Genomic DNA, 15451 nt, shown 5'->3' on the forward strand with positions numbered 1-15451 from the left:
TCGCTAAAGGGCGCGGGGCGTCAATGACACCCCCAAAGGAGGGACAATGCACCACGGCCATGACGAGCAACCGCTGAACCCGCTTCCCCCCGTGGTCTGGCTGCTGGCAGCCCCGATCATCGTGACGGAAATCCTGTTCGCGCTGGGGGGCACCGGCGCCCTGGGGCCGCAGGCGATGGGCTGGCGGCTGGCGATCCTGGGCCAGCTTGGCTTCGATCCGGTTGGCTTTCGCCAGATGGCCGAGATCGGGCTCTGGTCGGTGCCGGATCTGGCACGGCTCGTCAGCTATGCCTTTGTCCATCTGAGCCTGACCCATGCGGCCATGGTCGTGGTCTTCGTGCTGGCGATCGGCAAATTCGTCGGCGAGGTGTTTCCGGGCTGGGCCGTCGCGGCGGTGTTTCTGGGATCGACCGTGATCGGCGCGCTGGTCTATGCGCTGATGCCCTTCACCCAGATGATGCTGATCGGCGGCTATCCGGGCGCCTACGGGCTGATCGGCGCCTTCACCTGGGTCTTGTGGATGCGGCTTGGCCCCGGCAACCCGGTGCGGATGCGGGCGTTTTCGCTGATCGGGATGCTGGCGGGGATTCAGCTCCTCTTTGGGGCGCTGTTCGGCATCGGGCCGGACTGGATCGCGGAATTTTCCGGCTTCGGCGCCGGGTTCGTGATCAGCTTCTTCGTCGCCCCGGGGGGCTGGAGCCACCTGTTGCGCAAGCTGCGCAAGCGCTGATCAGCCGCGGCGGCGGCGCAGCATCGCCTTCAGCTCGCCAAAGCCATAGGCCCCGATCAGCGCGCCCAGCGCGAAGTAAAGCGCGATCCCCGACCCGCACAGAAGGCCCAGCGCCCCCCAGCGCGCCCCGCCCGGCTGCGCCAGCTGCGGCGCAAGCCAGTCGGCGGCAAACCAAAGCTGCACGCCCATCACGCCCGAGACCAGCGCGATCCGCCACAGCCTGCGCCAGAACCTTGCATCGGGGCGGGCGGCCGCGCCCATCTTGCGTGCCCCCCACCAGAGCTGGCCGACCATCACCCAGCCCGAAACCGTGGTCGCCAGGGCAGCGGCGACAAAGCCCATCACCGGCATCATGCCGATGGCGAAAGCGGCGTTCACCACCATCGAGACCAGCGCATAGTGGAACGGACGGCGGGTATCCTCACGCGCGTAGTAAAGCGGTTGCAGCACCTTGTGCAGCACGAAGGCGGGCAGACCAAGGCCATAGGCGGCCAGCACAAGGGCCGTCGCCGTGGTATCCTCGGGGGCCCAGGCGCCGCGATCATAAAGCACCGAGACCAGCGGCGTCGCGATGACGACCAGCGCCACCGCCGCGGGCAGGGTGAGGAACAGCGCGAATTCCGCCCCGCGGGAAAAGCTGTTGCGGGCCAGATCATCTTCGCCCGCACGCAGATGGCGCGACAGCACCGGCAAAAGCACCGTGCCGATGGCGATGCCGACGACGCCCAGCGGCAGCTGGTAAAGCCGGTCGGCGTAGCTCAGCCAGGCCACCGCGCCCTCGGTGAAGGACGCCACCTGCCGCCCGACGATCAGGTTCACCTGCACCACGCCGCCCGCCAGAACCGCGGGGCCCGCGATGATCAAAAGCCGCTTCAAATCGGGCGAAAACCGCGGGATGCCCGGCAGCAGCGTGTAGCCCAGCCTGTGCGCCGAGATCCAGGTGAGGGCGAATTGCGCGACGCCGGTGATCGGCACCGTCCAGGCCAGCGTCAGCCCCATGTCCCAGCCCGCGTAATCCGCAAGCGCTATCGCCAGGATGAAGATGACATTCATCAGCACCGGCACCAGCGAGGCCTCGGTGAAGCGGCCGAACGCGTTCAAGACGCCCGAGAGCAGCGCCACCAGCGAGATGAAGAGGATGTAGGAAAAGCCGATCTGGCCATACAGCACCGCCAGATCGAAGCGCGCATCGCCCGCAAAGCCCGAGGCCATCGCCCAGACCAGCCAGGGCATCGCCAGCGTGCCGATCAGGGTAAAGAGCAGCAAGACCGCCGTCAGCCCCTTGAAGGCGTCTTTCGCGAAGCCCAGCGCATCCTCGCCGCCCTCGAGCTTTTTCGCGAACATCGGCACGAAGGCCATGTTGAAGGCGCCCTCGGCGAAGAAGCGGCGGAACATGTTGGGCAGGGAAAAGGCGACCAGAAAGGCCTCGGCCACCGGGCCGGAGCCGAGATAGGCCGCCATCATCATGTCGCGGGCAAAGCCCAAAAGCCGCGAGCCGAAAGTCCAGCCGCCCACGGTCAGAAAGCCGCGGACCAGTCGAATGGGTTTCATGCCTGCCCCGCCCGTTCGGCGCCGCGGGTGATCGCATCGCGCAGCCGTTTTTCCAGCGACTCCTGCCGCTGCCCCGAATGCAGCTTCAGGCCGAACATGTCCTTGACGTAGAAGGTGTCGACCACCTGCGCGCCATAGGTCGCGATCACGGCCGAGGCGATATAGATGTTCGACGAGGCCAGCGCCCGGGTCAGATCATAAAGCAGCCCCGGCCGGTCGCGGGTGTCGACCTCGACGATCGTGTAGATGTCGGAGCCCTCGTTGTCGAAGGTGATATGGGTCGGAAAGCGGAATTCGCGTTCGCGCTTCTTGATCTTGTCGCGATCCTTGAGCGCATCACGCGCCACCACCTCGCCCTTCAGCGTCTTTTCGATCATGCCTCGCAGCCGCGGCAGTTTCGTGGCCTCGTAGGGGTGGCCCTCGCTGTCCTGCACCCAGAAGACGGCAGTCGCATAGCCGTCCTTCGAGGTATAGGTTCGGGCATCGACCACGTTCGCGCCGACCAGCGCCAGAGCCCCCGCCAGCCGCGAAAAGATCCCCGGGTGATCGGACAGCGCAAAGGCCGCCCGGGTGGCGTCATGGTCCAGATCGGGGTCAAGGTCGATGCGGATTTCATCATCGCCAAGGCCGCGCAGCATCTCGGCGAAGATCGCATGGGTGCCGGTGGTCAGCCCCTGCCAATAGGGGTCGTAATGGCGGCCCAATTCGGCGCGGATGTCGCGCGGATCCCAGCCGGTCAGCGCCTCGCGCAGCGCCTTTTTCGCCGCGTCCGAGCGCTGCTCGCGGTTCACCGCCTCAAGCCCGTGTTCCAGCGCCCGGCTGGTGTCGGAATAAAGCCGGCGCAGCAGCGTCGCCTTCCAGTTGTTCCAGACATTCGGGCCGACACCGCGGATATCGCAGACGGTCAGCACCGTCAGCAGATCCAGCCGCTTGCGCGTCTTCACCTGCTTGGCGAAATCGCGGATCGTGCGCGGGTCGGAGAGATCGCGTTTCTGCGCCACGTCCGACATCAAAAGGTGATGGCGGATCAGCCATTCGACCGTCTCGCAGTCCTCGGGCGAAAGCCCCAGCCGCGGCGCCACCTTGCGGGCGATCTGCGCGCCGAGGATCGAATGATCCTCGGGCCGCCCCTTGCCGATGTCATGCAGCAAAAGCGCCACATAAAGCACGCGCCGGTTCACCCCCTCGTCGAGGATATGCGACGAAAGCGGCAATTCCTCGTTCAGCTCGCGCCGCTCGATCTGCGCCAGCGTCGAGATGCACTGGATCGTATGCTCGTCCACCGTATAGCTGTGATACATGTTGAACTGCATCATCGCCACGATCGGCTCGAATTCCGGGATATAGGCGGCCAGCAGACCCAGCTCGTTCATCCGCCGCAGCACCCGTTCCGGGTTGCCATGCTTGAGCAGCAGATCGAGGAAGATATGCGCGGCCTCGCGGCTCTCGCGCAGCTGGTCGTCGATCCGGTCCAGATTGGCCGCGATCAGCCGCATCGCATCGGGATGCAGCAGCATGTTGGTGCGCAAGGCCTCCTCGAAGATGCGCAGGAAGTTCAGCGGATCGGCCAGAAAGGCCCGGGTATCGGCGACGTTGACGCGGGAAATATCGTCAAAGAACGGCGCTTTCAGCGGTTTCTTGCGGCGGAACAGCCGCTTGAGCACCGGCGCCGGTTTCGCATGCTGCGCCTCGAGCACGGTGAGGAAGACCCGCGTCAGTTCCCCCACCCGCGTCGCATGGCGGAAGTAGTGCTGCATGAAGACCTCGACGCCGCGACGGCCCGCGGCATCGGCAAAGCCCATGCGCCGGGCCACCTCGACCTGGGCATCGAAGGACAGCTGATCCGAGGCGCGGTTGGCGATCAGATGCAGATGGCAGCGCACCGCCCAGAGGAAATCCTCGGCCTCCTGAAAGACCGCATATTCCTCGGCGGTGAAGACCCCAAGGCCGACCAGATCGGCGGTGTCGTTGACCCCGTGCAGATATTTCGCGATCCAGTACAGCGTCTGCAGATCGCGCAGGCCGCCCTTGCCTTCCTTGACATTGGGTTCGAGCACATAGCGCTGCCCGCCCTGACGGCGGTGGCGTTCCGACCGCTCGGCCAGTTTCGCCTCGATGAATTCGGGGCCGGTGCCCTTGAACAGATCGTTGCGCAGCGTCTGGTTCAGCCGCTCGGCCAGCGCCGCATCGCCGTCAAGATAGCGGTTTTCCAAAAGCGCGGTGCGGATGGTGATATCCTCGCGGCCAAGGCGGATGCAGTCCTCGACCGTGCGCGAGGAATGGCCGACCTTCAGCTTCAGATCCCAGAGCATGTAAAGCATGCTCTCGATCACGCTTTCCGCCCAGGGGGTGATCTTCCAGGGCGTCAGGAACAGCAGGTCGACATCGGAAAAGGGCGCCATCTCGGCGCGGCCGTAACCGCCGACAGCAAGGACCGAGAGCCCCTCGGCGGCGGTCGGCGCCTGCAGCGGGTGCAGCCGGGTGGTGGCGACGTGAAAGACGGCGCGGACAAGCCCGTCGGTCATCGCGGCATAGGCGGCGACGGTCTCTCCGGCCTTGCGCGGATGGGTGCCGAAATCGGCGATGATGCGCGGCAGGGCGGCCTCGCGCTCGGCCAGAAGGAAGCGGACCGTCTCGGCGCGGATGTTGCGGGCGTCGGCGTCCTGCAGGCCGGCATCCAGCCGCGCGGTCAGGGCGGGCAAGTCGAAAAGCAGAGGCGCCCCGGGCTCGGCCGGGGCGGGGATGGCGCTGTCGCTCACGTGCGTCTCATGATGCTTGGGGCCTTTCGGCGGCGGGTTTCGGCGGCGGGAAGGCCGGGATCAATACCCGGCCATGCCGAAGGAACGGGGGGCGGCGTCGATCACCACGGCCTGACCGTTGCGGATTTCGGCGACGGCAAGGCCGCGCTCGTTGCTGCCGTCGGGGCGCAGCCGGAAGATGCCGTTGACGCCGACGAAGCCCGAGGGCTGGGTCAGCGCGGCCCGGCCAAGCGCATCGGGACGGCCCGATTTCACCAGCGCACCGATCGCGGCGATGCCGTCATAGGCGAGCCCCGCGATCGGATGCGGCGCGGTGCCGAAGGCGGTCTCGTAACGTTCCTTGAAGCGGCTGTTCAGGTTCGGATCGGGCAGCGCGAACCAGCCGCCCTGCAGCCCGGGCAGCGCCAGCGTCGCCGAGGGAATGTCCCAGCGCGTCAGGCCGATGAACTTGATCTGACCGGGGTTGACGCCGTTGTCGGGCAGCATCTGCGCCAGAAGCGGCAGCGCCCCCGCGGTATCGGCGGTCAGGAAGATCGCGTCGACGCCGCCCGCCTTGACCCGGCCCGCAATCGTCGGCATCGCCTCGATGATGCCCTGCTGCGAGAACGGATAGGAGGCGATGCCCGCCACCGCCGCGCCGGACCGGGCGACGGCTGATTGCACCGCGCCCGCGCCGATCGTGCCCGCCGGGGTCTGGTCATGCACGATCAGGATGCTGCGCTTGCCCTGGGCGCTGGCGAATTGGGCCAGCCGGTTCGCGGTATTGGGGAAGGTCGGCCCGAGCACGAAGACATTGCCGCCCGCGATATCGGTGTTGTTGGAGAACGAGAGCACGCTGACGCCGCGGCTGGCGACGGCGAGGCCCGCGGCATTGGCGGATTCGGCAAAGACCGGGCCGAGGATGATCTTCGCGCCCTCGTCGACGGCCTTCGTGGCCATCGCCGCCGCCTGTTCGGGGCCTGCGCCGGTGTTGTAGACGCGCAGGTCGATCTTCACGCCGTTGAGATCGGAGATCGCCAGCTGTGCCGCCTGCTTGAGCGAGGCGGCAAGGGTCTCGTCGCCGGTATTGCCCGAGCCCGCGGGCACCAGAAGCGCCACCGGAACGGCAGTCCCGGCCTCGACGCTGGGCCCGTTGCCGGTGCCGGGGACCGGCTGGCAGGCCGCGACAAGCAGGGCCGAGACCAGGGTGACGCAGATCAGCAGGGGGTTGCGGGGGGTGCGCAAAGCAGCGAACATGACAGCGGCCTCCGTTGCGGCGGGGGGAATTGGGCGAACCGTAAGCGTTTCGCCGCGTGAAGTAAACTTGACTCGGAAACGGTAGGCGGATCGATGACAGAGCCTGACGATGACCTCGGCCCGCCGGTGACGCCGCTCGAGGAATACGGGCCCGCAGGCCGCAAGCCCGCGCCGGGGCTGCATTTCGTCTCGACCCCGATCGGCGCGGCGCGGGACATCACCCTGCGCGGCCTCGACATCCTGCGCGAGGCCGAGGTGCTCGCGGCCGAAGACACAAGGACGCTGCGCCATCTGATGGACATTCACGGCATCCCGCTGGCCGGTCGGCCGCTGGTCGCCTATCACGATCACAACGGCGAAGCGGTGCGGCCCCGTCTGCTCGCCGCGCTGGCCGAGGGCAAGGCGGTGGCCTATGCCTCGGAAGCGGGCACGCCGCTGGTGGCGGATCCGGGCTTTCAGCTCGGCCGCGCCGCGATCGCCGCGGGTCATCGCGTTTTTGCCGCCCCCGGACCTTCGGCGGTGCTGGCCGCGCTGACCGTTTCCGGCCTGCCCTCGGACCGGTTCCTGTTTGCGGGCTTCCCGCCGAACACCGCGCAGGCACGGCGCAAGTGGATCGCGGAATTCGCACAGGTCCCGGCGACGCTTGTTTTCTATGAATCGCCCAAGCGCGTTAAGGAAATGTTAACCGATCTGGCCTCAGAATTAGGGGCTGATCGGGAAGCGGTGCTGTGCCGCGAACTGACCAAGCGATTCGAGGAGATCCGGCGCGGAACCCTCTCGGATCTGGTGGCAAGCTGCGCCGATACGCCGATCAAGGGCGAGATCGTCGTTCTGGTCGATCGCTCCCGGGCGCCGCGGTTTGGCCCCGAAGATGTCGAAGCCGCGCTGCGGGATCGTCTGCAGCGCCTGAGCGTGAAAGACGCGGCAGCGGAAGTGGCCGAGATGCTGGGTCTGCCCCGGCGCGAGGTCTATCAGCGCGCGTTGGCAATGGAGAGGGACTGATGGGCGGAGCACTGGCCTATCATGCGGGACTTGCGGCCGAACATCAGGTGGCGGCGCTCTATCGACGCGGCGGGGGCCGGATCGCAGCCGAGCGTTGGCGTGGCCGCTACGGCGGCGAGATCGACCTGATCGCCCGCGAGGATGACAAGGTGATCTTCATCGAGGTGAAGAAAGCCGACACCCATGCCCGGGCGGTCGAACGGATCAGCCGCAGGCAGCTGGAGCGGATCTGCCTCTCGGCCGAGGAATTCGTTGCGGGTGCGCCCGATTGCGCCAATCTCGACATGCGTTTCGACGTCGCCCTCGTCGATGCGGCCGGGCGGATCGAAATCCTGCAAAACGCCTACATGTTCGACTAGCGAGATTGCATCGCGGCAGTCCGCAAGGCATCAAGGAGGCAACGAAAGGGGGCGTCATGGCCTTGAGAGTTGCATTCCAGATGGACCCGATTGCGGCCATCAACATCGACGGCGACAGCACGTTCCGCATTGCGCTCGAGGCGCAGGCGCGCGGTCACGCGCTGTTCTATTATACGCCCGACCGGCTGATCTATCGGCAAGGTCGGGTGCTGGCGCGGGGCTGGCCGCTCAGCGTGCGGCGCGAACAGGACAATCATTTCACCCTGGGCGCCGAGGTCGAAGTCGACCTGGCCGAGATGGATGTGGTCTGGCTGCGGCAGGATCCGCCCTTCGACATGGGCTATATCACCACGACTCATCTGCTCGACCGCATCCATCCGAGAACGCTGGTCGTCAACGATCCGTTCTGGGTGCGCAATTACCCCGAGAAGCTGCTCGTGCTCGATTTCCCCGACCTGACGCCGCCCACGCTGATCGCCCGCGATCTGGCGGTGATTCGCGATTTCAAGGCCGAGCATGGCGACGTCATCCTGAAACCGCTTTACGGCAATGGCGGCGCGGGGGTGTTCCGGCTTGACCCGAACGACCGCAATCTTGCCTCGCTGCACGAGCTTTTTACCTCGATCAACCGCGAACCGATGATCGTGCAGAAATACGTTCCGGCCGTGGTCAAGGGCGACAAGCGCATCATTCTGGTCGATGGCGAGCCCGTGGGCGCGATCAACCGCGTGCCGGCCGCGGGCGAGACGCGCTCGAACATGCATGTGGGCGGCCGCCCCGAGCCCACGCAACTCACGGACCGCGAACGGGAAATCTGCGCCGCCATCGGCCCGACCCTGCGCGAGAAGGGACAGATCTTCGTCGGCATCGACGTGATCGGCGACTGGCTGACCGAGATCAACGTGACCTCGCCCACCGGGATTCAGGAGCTGGAACGCTTCGACGGCACCAATGTCGCCGAGAAGATCTGGCAGGTGATCGAGGCGAAGCGGGGTCTGTGATGAGCCTGCGCGCGCGGATGCTGACGCTTGGCCTGCGGCTTTTCACCAAGCCGCGGCTGGCGAAGATGACCGATCCGGCCGAGCTGCGCGACGCGATGGAGCGCTTCACCCGCATCGCGCTGCGCCCCGCGCCGGGCAGCGTGGCGATGCCGCTTGATCTTGCCGGGCGGTCGGCGCTCTCGATCCGGGCGGGTCGCCCGCGCGAGGGCGCGGTGGTGGTGCATTTCCATGGCGGCGTCTTCCTTGCGGGCAGCCCGCAGACACATCTGCCGATGCTGTCGCGGCTGGCGAAACTGGCCGGGGTCATGGTGATCGCCCCCAGCTACAGCCTGGCGCCCGAGCACCCGTTTCCGGCCGCGCTGCGGGATGCCGAAGCCGCCTGGGAGGCGCTTTTGGTGCAGGGATACCAGCCTGAAAACATGGTGCTTTCGGGCGACAGCGCCGGGGCCGCGCTGGCCTTTGCGCTGCTGTCCAAGCTTTGCGCGAGGGGCACGCCGCCCGCCGCGGCCTTTGCCTTTTCGCCCTGGTTCGACCTGACGGGGGCCTCGCCCTCGGTACACGAAAACGCCGCCTCCGACCCGATGCTGGCCGGGCATCGTCTGCCGGAAGCGGCGCAATTCTACCTGCAGGGCCATCCCGCCGACGACCCCGAGGCCTCGCCGATCTTTGCCGCCTTCCCGGGCTGTCCGCCGGTGCTGCTGCAGACCTCCGAGACCGAAATCCTGAGCGATGACGCGCTGCGGATGGAGGAAAAGCTGCGCCGGGCCGGGGCCGAGGTGATGGTGCAGCTTTGGCCCGGCGTGCCGCATGCCTGGCAGATGCTGGACGGGCTGATCCCCGAGGCGCGGGACGCCCTGCGCGATGCCGCCCGCTTCGTCACCCGCGCCCTTACCGCGCCGCCGCAAAGGTCAGACGGTAGCTGACCGCTTCGGCCAGATGCGGCGCGCGGACCAGATCCGATCCGTCCAGATCGGCCACCGTCCGCGCCGTGCGCAAGACGCGATGATAGCCGCGCGCGGTCAGCCCGAAGCGGGCCGCGACCTTGCCAAGCAGGTCACGCCCCTCGGCATCCGGCGCGGCGATCTCGTCCAGCACCACGCCCTCGGCCTCGGCATTCACCCGGATCTGCGGATGCGCGGCAAAGCGGCGGGTCTGGATCTCGCGCGCCGCCGCCACCCGCGCCGCCACCGCAGCAGAACTGTCGCCCGCCGCGGGCAGATCCAGCTCGCGCCAATCGACCGCGGGCACCTCGATGCGCAGATCGAAGCGGTCCATCAGCGGCCCGGAAATCCGGCCCAGATACTCGGCGCCGCATTGCGGCACCCGCGAACAGGCCCGCGCCGGATCGCCCAGATAGCCGCAGCGACAGGGGTTGGCCGCCGCCACCAGCAGAAACCGGCAGGGGTAGCGCACATGTGCATTCGCCCGGGCCACGACGACCTCGCCGGTTTCGATCGGCTGGCGCAGGGTTTCCAGCACCGGGCGGGGAAATTCCGGAAATTCGTCCAGAAACAGCACGCCGTTATGGGCGAGGCTCACTTCGCCCGGCCTTGCGCCGCGCCCGCCGCCGATCATCGCCGCCATCGAGGCCGTGTGATGCGGTTCGCGAAACGGCCGCGCGCGGGAAATGCCGCCTTCGGACAAAAGCCCCGAGAGCGAATGCACCATCGAGGTTTCAAGAGCTTCCAGCGCCGACAAGGGCGGCAGGATGCCGGGCAGCCGCGCCGCCAGCATCGACTTGCCCGAGCCGGGCGGCCCCGCCATGAACAGATGATGCCGCCCGGCGGCGGCGATCTCCAGCGCCCGTTTCGCCCGTTCCTGCCCCTTGACGTCACGCAGATCGCGGGTGGCGGGCGGCGTGTCCACCTCGCCCGGGCGCGCGGGGGCCAGCGGCTGTTGCCCGGTCAGATGGCGAAGCGCCTCGGTCAGGGTTGCAGGGGCGAAAACCTGCGTCGCACCGACCCAGGCGGCCTCGGCGCCGCAGGGTCTGGGGCACATCAGCGCGCAATCCTCGGCCGCCGCCGCCATCGCCGCGGGCAGCGCGCCGACCACCGACACGATCCGGCCATCCAGCGCCAGTTCCCCGATCGAGACGAGGGTTTCCACCTCTTCTTTCGGCACGATCTCGATCGCGGCCAAAAGCGCAATCGCGATCGGCAGGTCGAAATGCGAGCCCTCCTTGGGCAGATCGGCGGGCGACAGATTGACCGTGATCCGCCGCATCGGCAGCGCGATCGAGAGCGCCGCCAGCGCCGCGCGCACCCGGTCGCGGGCCTCGGACACCGCCTTGTCGGGCAGGCCGACGATGGAAAACGACGGCATCCCGGCGGCAAGGGCGCATTGCACCTCGACGATGCGCGCCTCGACGCCTTCGAAAGCCACCGTATAAGTTCTTGCCACCATGCCCATTCTCCGCCCGGCTGCACAGTAGCCTAGATCCGGGCGGGATGGGTTAACGGATCACTGGGCCCCGGGCCAGGGCCGGGTCGGCCAGTCGCGCTTGTAAAACGGCTGGTCGGGGCCTTCGGACAGGCCCTCGGCCCGCCAGGCGCGGAAATCGGCATCGGCGAGCCAGGTCGCCACATAGTCCGCGGCCTGAGCCCCGACGAGCAGGTTGTAGCCCGCGATCCGCGCCGCCACCGGGGCGAAGAAGGCATCGGCCAGCGACCAGCGCCCGAAAAGCCACGGCCCCCCGGCGCCAAACCGGCCCCGCGCCAGCGACCAGAGCGACTCGATCCGCGCCAGATCGGCCAGAACCGCTTCGGGGGGCTCGCAGGTCTCGTAACTGACCCGCAGGTTCATCGGGCAATGGCTGCGCAGCGCGCCGAAGCCCGCATGCATTTCCGAGGCCAGCCAGCGCGCCATCGCGCGGGCGTCGGCATCCTCGGGCCACAGCCCGGCCTCGGGGTGCCGCTCGGCGATCGTCTCGGCAATCGCCAGCGTCTCGCCGATCACCAGACCCGAGGGCAGCCGCAGCGCAGGCGCCAGAACCGCAGGCGCGAATTCCGACAAAAGCCGTTTGAAATCATCGCTGTAAAGCCGCCCCGAGACGGTCTTCACCGGCACGCCGGCTTTCGCGAACACCAGCCAGCCGCGCAGCGACCAGCTGGAATAGGACCGATCCCCGATCGCAAGTTCATACCCCATTCCGACCTCCCTTTTGCGCCGGAATGCTAGTCCGCGGCGGCTCTTGTGCAATGGTTAATCCTGCACAGTGATTTTTTTGTGATGCACCGTGCAACTTGGAGACATTCCAGATCGTTTCTGTCAGTGTAGGTGCAGTGAGCACGCCTAACAGCGGGTTGGGAGACCCGGGGAGACTGACATGGCACTCGATGGAATGACCGACGACACGCTTCCGCGGCAAGCTATGCGGGCGGAATATCTGGACGCCGAGACCGAGGCCGCGCTGGCCCGTGCCTGGCGCGATCACCGCGACGAGGCGGCCCTGCACCGCCTTGTCAGCGCCTATATGCGGTTGGCGATTTCGATGGCCTCGAAATTCCGCCGCTACGGGGCGCCGATGAACGACCTTATCCAAGAGGCGTCGCTGGGCCTGATGAAAGCCGCCGACAAGTTCGACCCCGATCGCGGCGTGCGGTTTTCGACCTATGCGGTCTGGTGGATCAAGGCCTCGATCCAGGAATTCGTGATGCGCAACTGGTCGATGGTGCGCACGGGGTCGACCTCGTCGCAAAAGGCGCTGTTCTTCAATCTCAAGCGCGTTCAGGCGCAGATCCAGCGCGAGGCCGAGGCCGAGGGGGTGGTTCTGGACAGCGCGCAGCTGCGCCAAAAGGTGGCGATCTCGATCGGCGTTTCCATGGCCGATGTCGAGATGATGGAGGGGCGGCTTTCGGGGTCTGACCTGTCGCTGAATGCGCCGCAATCTTCCGACGAGGACGGCCGCGAATGGGTCGATACGCTGGAGGACGAGGGCGGCAGCCCCGAGGCGCGCGTGACCGAGGCGCATGACGGCGCGAAGATGCGCGACTGGCTGGGTCAGGCGATGGGGCAGCTGTCGGCGCGCGAACGCTATATCGTGTCGCAACGCCGCCTGATCGACGAGCCGCGGACGCTGGAAAGCCTGGGCGAGGAATTGGGCCTGTCGAAGGAACGGATCCGGCAGCTCGAGGCGCAGGCCTTCGGCAAGATGCGCAAATCGCTGGAAAGCCGCTCGGAAGAGGTGATAGGCTTCTTCGCATGAGGATTTCCGCCGTTCTTGTTGCCCTGTCGCTGGCGGCTCCGGTCGCGGCCGACGAAATCTCGGCCGCCGACCTGCCCGCACGGATCATCGCCGCCGCGCCGCAAATCGCAGTTCTGGGCGAGGTGCATGACAATGCCGCGCATCACCTTGCCCAAGCCGCCGCGGTGGCGGCCTTGCAGCCCAAGGCGCTGGTCTTCGAAATGCTCGACCCGGCTCAGGCGGCGAAGGTGACCCCCGATCTGATCGCCACGCCCGACAAGCTGGCCGAGGTTCTGGGCTGGGAAGCGTCCGGCTGGCCAGATTTCGCGATCTATGCACCGATCTTTGCCGCCACCCCCACGGCGCGGATCTATGGCGCCGCCCTGCCCCGCGATCAGGTGCGCCGCGCGATGAAGGAACCCCTGGCGCAGGTCTTCCCCGAGGCGGCGCGGTTCGGCATCGACGCCCCCTATCCCGCGGAACTGCAGGCGCGGCTGGAAGCCGAGACCCAGGCCGATCACTGCAACGCCCTGCCGGTCGAGATGCTGCCCGGAATGGTGGCGGCGCAGCGGCTGCGCGATGGCGCCTTTGCGCAGACGACCCTGCAAGCGCTGGCGGACACGGGCGGGCCGGTGGCGGTGATCACCGGCTCGGGTCATGCGCGGGCCGACCGCGCCGTGCCTGCGCTGATCGCAAAAGCCGAGCCGGGGGTGAAACTGCTGTCGCTGGGTCAGCTGGAACGCCCGGCCGCGGGCGATCAGCCCTTCGATCTGTGGATCGTCACCGATCCCGCGCCCCGCGAAGACCCCTGCAAGGCCTTCCAGTAACTTGCGCGATGGGCCCTGCCGCCCTACAGCTTGGCAAAACCGGAGGGGCGCATGGCAAAACGGATTCTGCTGATCATCGGCGGCGGCATCGCGGCGGTGAAAGCGCCGGAACTGATCCGGCTCTTGCGCGGCGCGGGCTTTGCCGTGACGCCTGTTCTGACGAAAGCCGGGGCGGAATTCGCCACGCCGCTCTCGGTCTCCTCGCTGGCGGGCGAGGCCGCGCATACGGCGCTTTTCGATCTGACGCAGGAAGCCGAGATCGGCCATATTCAGCTCAGCCGCGCGGCCGATCTGGTGGTGGTGGCGCCTGCGACCGCCGATCTGATGGCGAAGATGGCGGCGGGGCTGGCGGGCGATCTGGCCTCGACGCTGCTTCTGGCGACGGACAAGCGGGTGCTGATCGCGCCCTCGATGAATGTGCGGATGTGGCAGCATCCGGCGACGCAGCGGAACCTGAAGCAGCTACAGGCCGATGGCGTTCTGACTGTCGGCCCGAACGCGGGCGACATGGCCTGTGGTGAATACGGAATGGGCCGGATGGCGGAACCGGCCGAGATTCTGGCCGCGATTCACTCCGCTCTGGCGGATGGGCCCTTGAAGGGGCGGCATGTGCTGGTGACCTCGGGCCCGACGCATGAGCCGATCGACCCGGTGCGCTACATCGCCAACCGCTCCTCGGGGGCGCAGGGCACGGCGCTGGCGGCGGCGCTGCGCGATCTGGGCGCCGATGTCACCTTTGTCACCGGCCCGGCTTCGGTGCCGCCGCCCGAGGGGGTGAAGGTGGTGCAGGTCGAAACCGCGCGCGAGATGCTGGCCGCGGTGCAGGCCGCCCTGCCCGCCGAGGCGGCGATCTTTGCCGCGGCCGTCGCCGATTGGCGGGTGGCGAATGCGAGCCTGCAGAAGATGAAGAAGGACGGCGCGGGTCAGGCCCCCGCGCTGAGTTTTGCCGAGAATCCGGATATTCTGGCGAGCGTCGCGCAGATGGCGACGGGGCGGCCGAAACTGGTCGTGGGCTTTGCCGCCGAGACCGAGAATGTGACGGCTCATGCGACGGCGAAACGCGCCCGCAAGGGCTGCGACTGGATCGTGGCGAATGACGTCAGCCCGGCCACCGGCATCATGGGTGGCAGCGAAAACGCGGTGACGATCCTCGACGACGGCGGCGCCGAGACCTGGGACCGGATGAGCAAGGACGCGGTCGCCCGCAGGTTGGCGGCACGCATCGCCACCGCGCTCACCGCGGGCTGACAGGGCGAAAGGGCGTATTTGCGCCAAGAAAAAGCAGCGGGTTTTTTCTTGGTCCAAATACGCGAAAGCAAACGGAAGGGGCAGGCATGACGCCGATCATCAAGGTGCTGCGCGAGGACTGGGCCGACCCGGAGGTGGCGCTGCCCGCTTACGAAACCCATGGCGCCGCCGGGGCGGACATTCGCGCCAACCTGCCGCCCGAGATCCGCGCGGCCGGGCTGGTGCTGGCGCCGATGGGCCGCGCGATCGTGCCGACCGGGCTGCGCGTCGCCATCCCTGACGGGTTCGAGATGCAGATCCGGCCGCGCTCCGGGCTGGCCTTCAAGCACGGGCTGGGCATGCCGAACGCGCCCGGCACGATCGACAGCGATTATCGCGGGCCGCTGGGTGTGCTGATGATCAATTTCGGCGCCGAGGCCTATACGATCCGCCATGGCGAGCGGGTGGCGCAGGCGGTCATCGCCCCCGTCGTGCAGGCGCGCTACGAGGTCGCCGCGGATCTGGGCGAGACCGCGCGCGGTGCGGGCGGTTTTGGGTCCACCGGCAAGGGCTGAG

The 15451-nt window shown here is 67.6% G+C and carries 14 protein-coding genes; 9 read left to right on the top strand and 5 right to left on the bottom strand.

Going from position 1 to position 15451, the window contains the following annotated elements; translation table 11 throughout:
• Positions 1 to 46: 46 nt before the first annotated feature.
• Positions 47 to 730 carry a rhomboid family intramembrane serine protease gene (locus LY44_RS10195; protein WP_055211700.1) on the top strand — a complete coding sequence of 228 codons (684 nt, stop codon included), beginning with the start codon at positions 47 to 49 and terminating at the stop codon, positions 728 to 730.
• Here LY44_RS10195 and murJ read toward each other — a convergent pair whose 3' ends face one another.
• The 3 genes from murJ to LY44_RS10210 are packed head-to-tail and all read right to left on the bottom strand — an operon-like array spanning position 731 to position 6276.
• A complete protein-coding gene (gene murJ / locus LY44_RS10200; RefSeq protein ID WP_055211701.1) occupies positions 731 to 2281 on the bottom strand; it encodes a murein biosynthesis integral membrane protein MurJ in 1551 nt (516 codons plus the stop codon). It lies immediately after the preceding gene.
• Entirely contained in the window at positions 2278 to 5040 is a 2763-nt protein-coding gene (locus LY44_RS10205; RefSeq protein WP_055211703.1) for a [protein-PII] uridylyltransferase, read from the bottom strand. The genes murJ and LY44_RS10205 overlap by 4 nt, the downstream gene beginning before the upstream one ends.
• A gap of 60 nt (positions 5041 to 5100) precedes the next feature.
• Positions 5101 to 6276: a penicillin-binding protein activator gene (locus tag LY44_RS10210; protein ID WP_055211705.1), complete on the bottom strand. Its 1176-nt coding sequence runs from the start codon at positions 6274 to 6276 to the stop codon at positions 5101 to 5103.
• A 93-nt stretch (positions 6277 to 6369) separates the two neighbouring features.
• On the opposite strand from LY44_RS10210, the gene rsmI reads away from it, so the two are divergent.
• The 4 genes from rsmI to LY44_RS10230 are packed head-to-tail and all read left to right on the top strand — an operon-like array spanning position 6370 to position 9561.
• On the top strand, positions 6370 to 7278 hold the full coding sequence (gene rsmI / locus LY44_RS10215) for a 16S rRNA (cytidine(1402)-2'-O)-methyltransferase (protein WP_055211707.1): 909 nt from the start codon (positions 6370 to 6372) through the stop codon (positions 7276 to 7278).
• The gene (locus LY44_RS10220) at positions 7278 to 7637 is read left to right on the top strand and encodes a YraN family protein (protein WP_055211709.1); all 360 of its coding nucleotides are present in this window, start codon (positions 7278 to 7280) and stop codon (positions 7635 to 7637) included. Before rsmI ends, LY44_RS10220 begins: the two co-directional genes overlap by 1 nt.
• A 56-nt stretch (positions 7638 to 7693) precedes the next feature.
• Entirely contained in the window at positions 7694 to 8638 is a 945-nt protein-coding gene (gene gshB / locus LY44_RS10225) for a glutathione synthase (RefSeq protein ID WP_055211999.1), read from the top strand.
• Positions 8638 to 9561, top strand: a complete 924-nt coding sequence (locus LY44_RS10230; RefSeq protein ID WP_055211711.1) for an alpha/beta hydrolase — start codon at positions 8638 to 8640, stop codon at positions 9559 to 9561. The genes gshB and LY44_RS10230 overlap by 1 nt, the downstream gene beginning before the upstream one ends.
• Here the strand turns inward: LY44_RS10230 and LY44_RS10235 are convergent.
• Complete coding sequence (locus LY44_RS10235; RefSeq protein ID WP_055212000.1) at positions 9527 to 11041, bottom strand: YifB family Mg chelatase-like AAA ATPase; 1515 nt, start codon at positions 11039 to 11041, stop codon at positions 9527 to 9529. The two genes, LY44_RS10230 and LY44_RS10235, sit on opposite strands and share 35 nt — an antisense overlap.
• Positions 11042 to 11098: 57 nt before the next feature.
• Entirely contained in the window at positions 11099 to 11785 is a 687-nt protein-coding gene (locus tag LY44_RS10240) for a glutathione S-transferase (protein ID WP_055211713.1), read from the bottom strand.
• A 178-nt stretch (positions 11786 to 11963) separates the two neighbouring features.
• Between LY44_RS10240 and LY44_RS10245 the strand changes: the two genes are divergently transcribed.
• The 4 genes from LY44_RS10245 to dut all read left to right on the top strand — a co-directional run bounded on the left by LY44_RS10245 (position 11964) and on the right by dut (position 15450).
• Positions 11964 to 12842: an RNA polymerase factor sigma-32 gene (locus tag LY44_RS10245; protein WP_055211714.1), complete on the top strand. Its 879-nt coding sequence runs from the start codon at positions 11964 to 11966 to the stop codon at positions 12840 to 12842.
• A complete protein-coding gene (locus LY44_RS10250; protein ID WP_055211716.1) occupies positions 12839 to 13648 on the top strand; it encodes a ChaN family lipoprotein in 810 nt (269 codons plus the stop codon). Before LY44_RS10245 ends, LY44_RS10250 begins: the two co-directional genes overlap by 4 nt.
• Positions 13649 to 13699: 51 nt before the next feature.
• The gene (gene coaBC, locus LY44_RS10255) at positions 13700 to 14896 is read left to right on the top strand and encodes a bifunctional phosphopantothenoylcysteine decarboxylase/phosphopantothenate--cysteine ligase CoaBC (RefSeq protein ID WP_055211718.1); all 1197 of its coding nucleotides are present in this window, start codon (positions 13700 to 13702) and stop codon (positions 14894 to 14896) included.
• An 86-nt stretch (positions 14897 to 14982) separates the two neighbouring features.
• The gene (gene dut, locus LY44_RS10260) at positions 14983 to 15450 is read left to right on the top strand and encodes a dUTP diphosphatase (RefSeq protein ID WP_055211720.1); all 468 of its coding nucleotides are present in this window, start codon (positions 14983 to 14985) and stop codon (positions 15448 to 15450) included.
• Position 15451 lies beyond the last annotated feature (1 nt).

Source organism: Rhodobacter capsulatus (assembly GCF_003254295.1).
GTDB classification, from domain to species: domain Bacteria; phylum Pseudomonadota; class Alphaproteobacteria; order Rhodobacterales; family Rhodobacteraceae; genus Rhodobacter; species Rhodobacter capsulatus.

Excerpts from the sequence above, each read along its gene's own strand:
- murJ (WP_055211701.1), bottom strand. The coding sequence starts at position 2,281 with ATGAAACCCATTCGACTGGTCCGCGGCTTTCTGACCGTGGGCGGCTGG.
- dut (WP_055211720.1), top strand. The coding sequence starts at position 14,983 with ATGACGCCGATCATCAAGGTGCTGCGCGAGGACTGGGCCGACCCGGAG.
- rsmI (WP_055211707.1), top strand. The coding sequence starts at position 6,370 with ATGACAGAGCCTGACGATGACCTCGGCCCGCCGGTGACGCCGCTCGAG.
- LY44_RS10245 (WP_055211714.1), top strand. The coding sequence starts at position 11,964 with ATGGCACTCGATGGAATGACCGACGACACGCTTCCGCGGCAAGCTATG.
- LY44_RS10230 (WP_055211711.1), top strand. The coding sequence starts at position 8,638 with ATGAGCCTGCGCGCGCGGATGCTGACGCTTGGCCTGCGGCTTTTCACC.
- LY44_RS10195 (WP_055211700.1), top strand. The coding sequence starts at position 47 with ATGCACCACGGCCATGACGAGCAACCGCTGAACCCGCTTCCCCCCGTG.
- gshB (WP_055211999.1), top strand. The coding sequence starts at position 7,694 with ATGGCCTTGAGAGTTGCATTCCAGATGGACCCGATTGCGGCCATCAAC.
- LY44_RS10235 (WP_055212000.1), bottom strand. The coding sequence starts at position 11,041 with ATGGTGGCAAGAACTTATACGGTGGCTTTCGAAGGCGTCGAGGCGCGC.
- coaBC (WP_055211718.1), top strand. The coding sequence starts at position 13,700 with ATGGCAAAACGGATTCTGCTGATCATCGGCGGCGGCATCGCGGCGGTG.
- LY44_RS10240 (WP_055211713.1), bottom strand. The coding sequence starts at position 11,785 with ATGGGGTATGAACTTGCGATCGGGGATCGGTCCTATTCCAGCTGGTCG.
- LY44_RS10210 (WP_055211705.1), bottom strand. The coding sequence starts at position 6,276 with ATGTTCGCTGCTTTGCGCACCCCCCGCAACCCCCTGCTGATCTGCGTC.
- LY44_RS10220 (WP_055211709.1), top strand. The coding sequence starts at position 7,278 with ATGGGCGGAGCACTGGCCTATCATGCGGGACTTGCGGCCGAACATCAG.
- LY44_RS10250 (WP_055211716.1), top strand. The coding sequence starts at position 12,839 with ATGAGGATTTCCGCCGTTCTTGTTGCCCTGTCGCTGGCGGCTCCGGTC.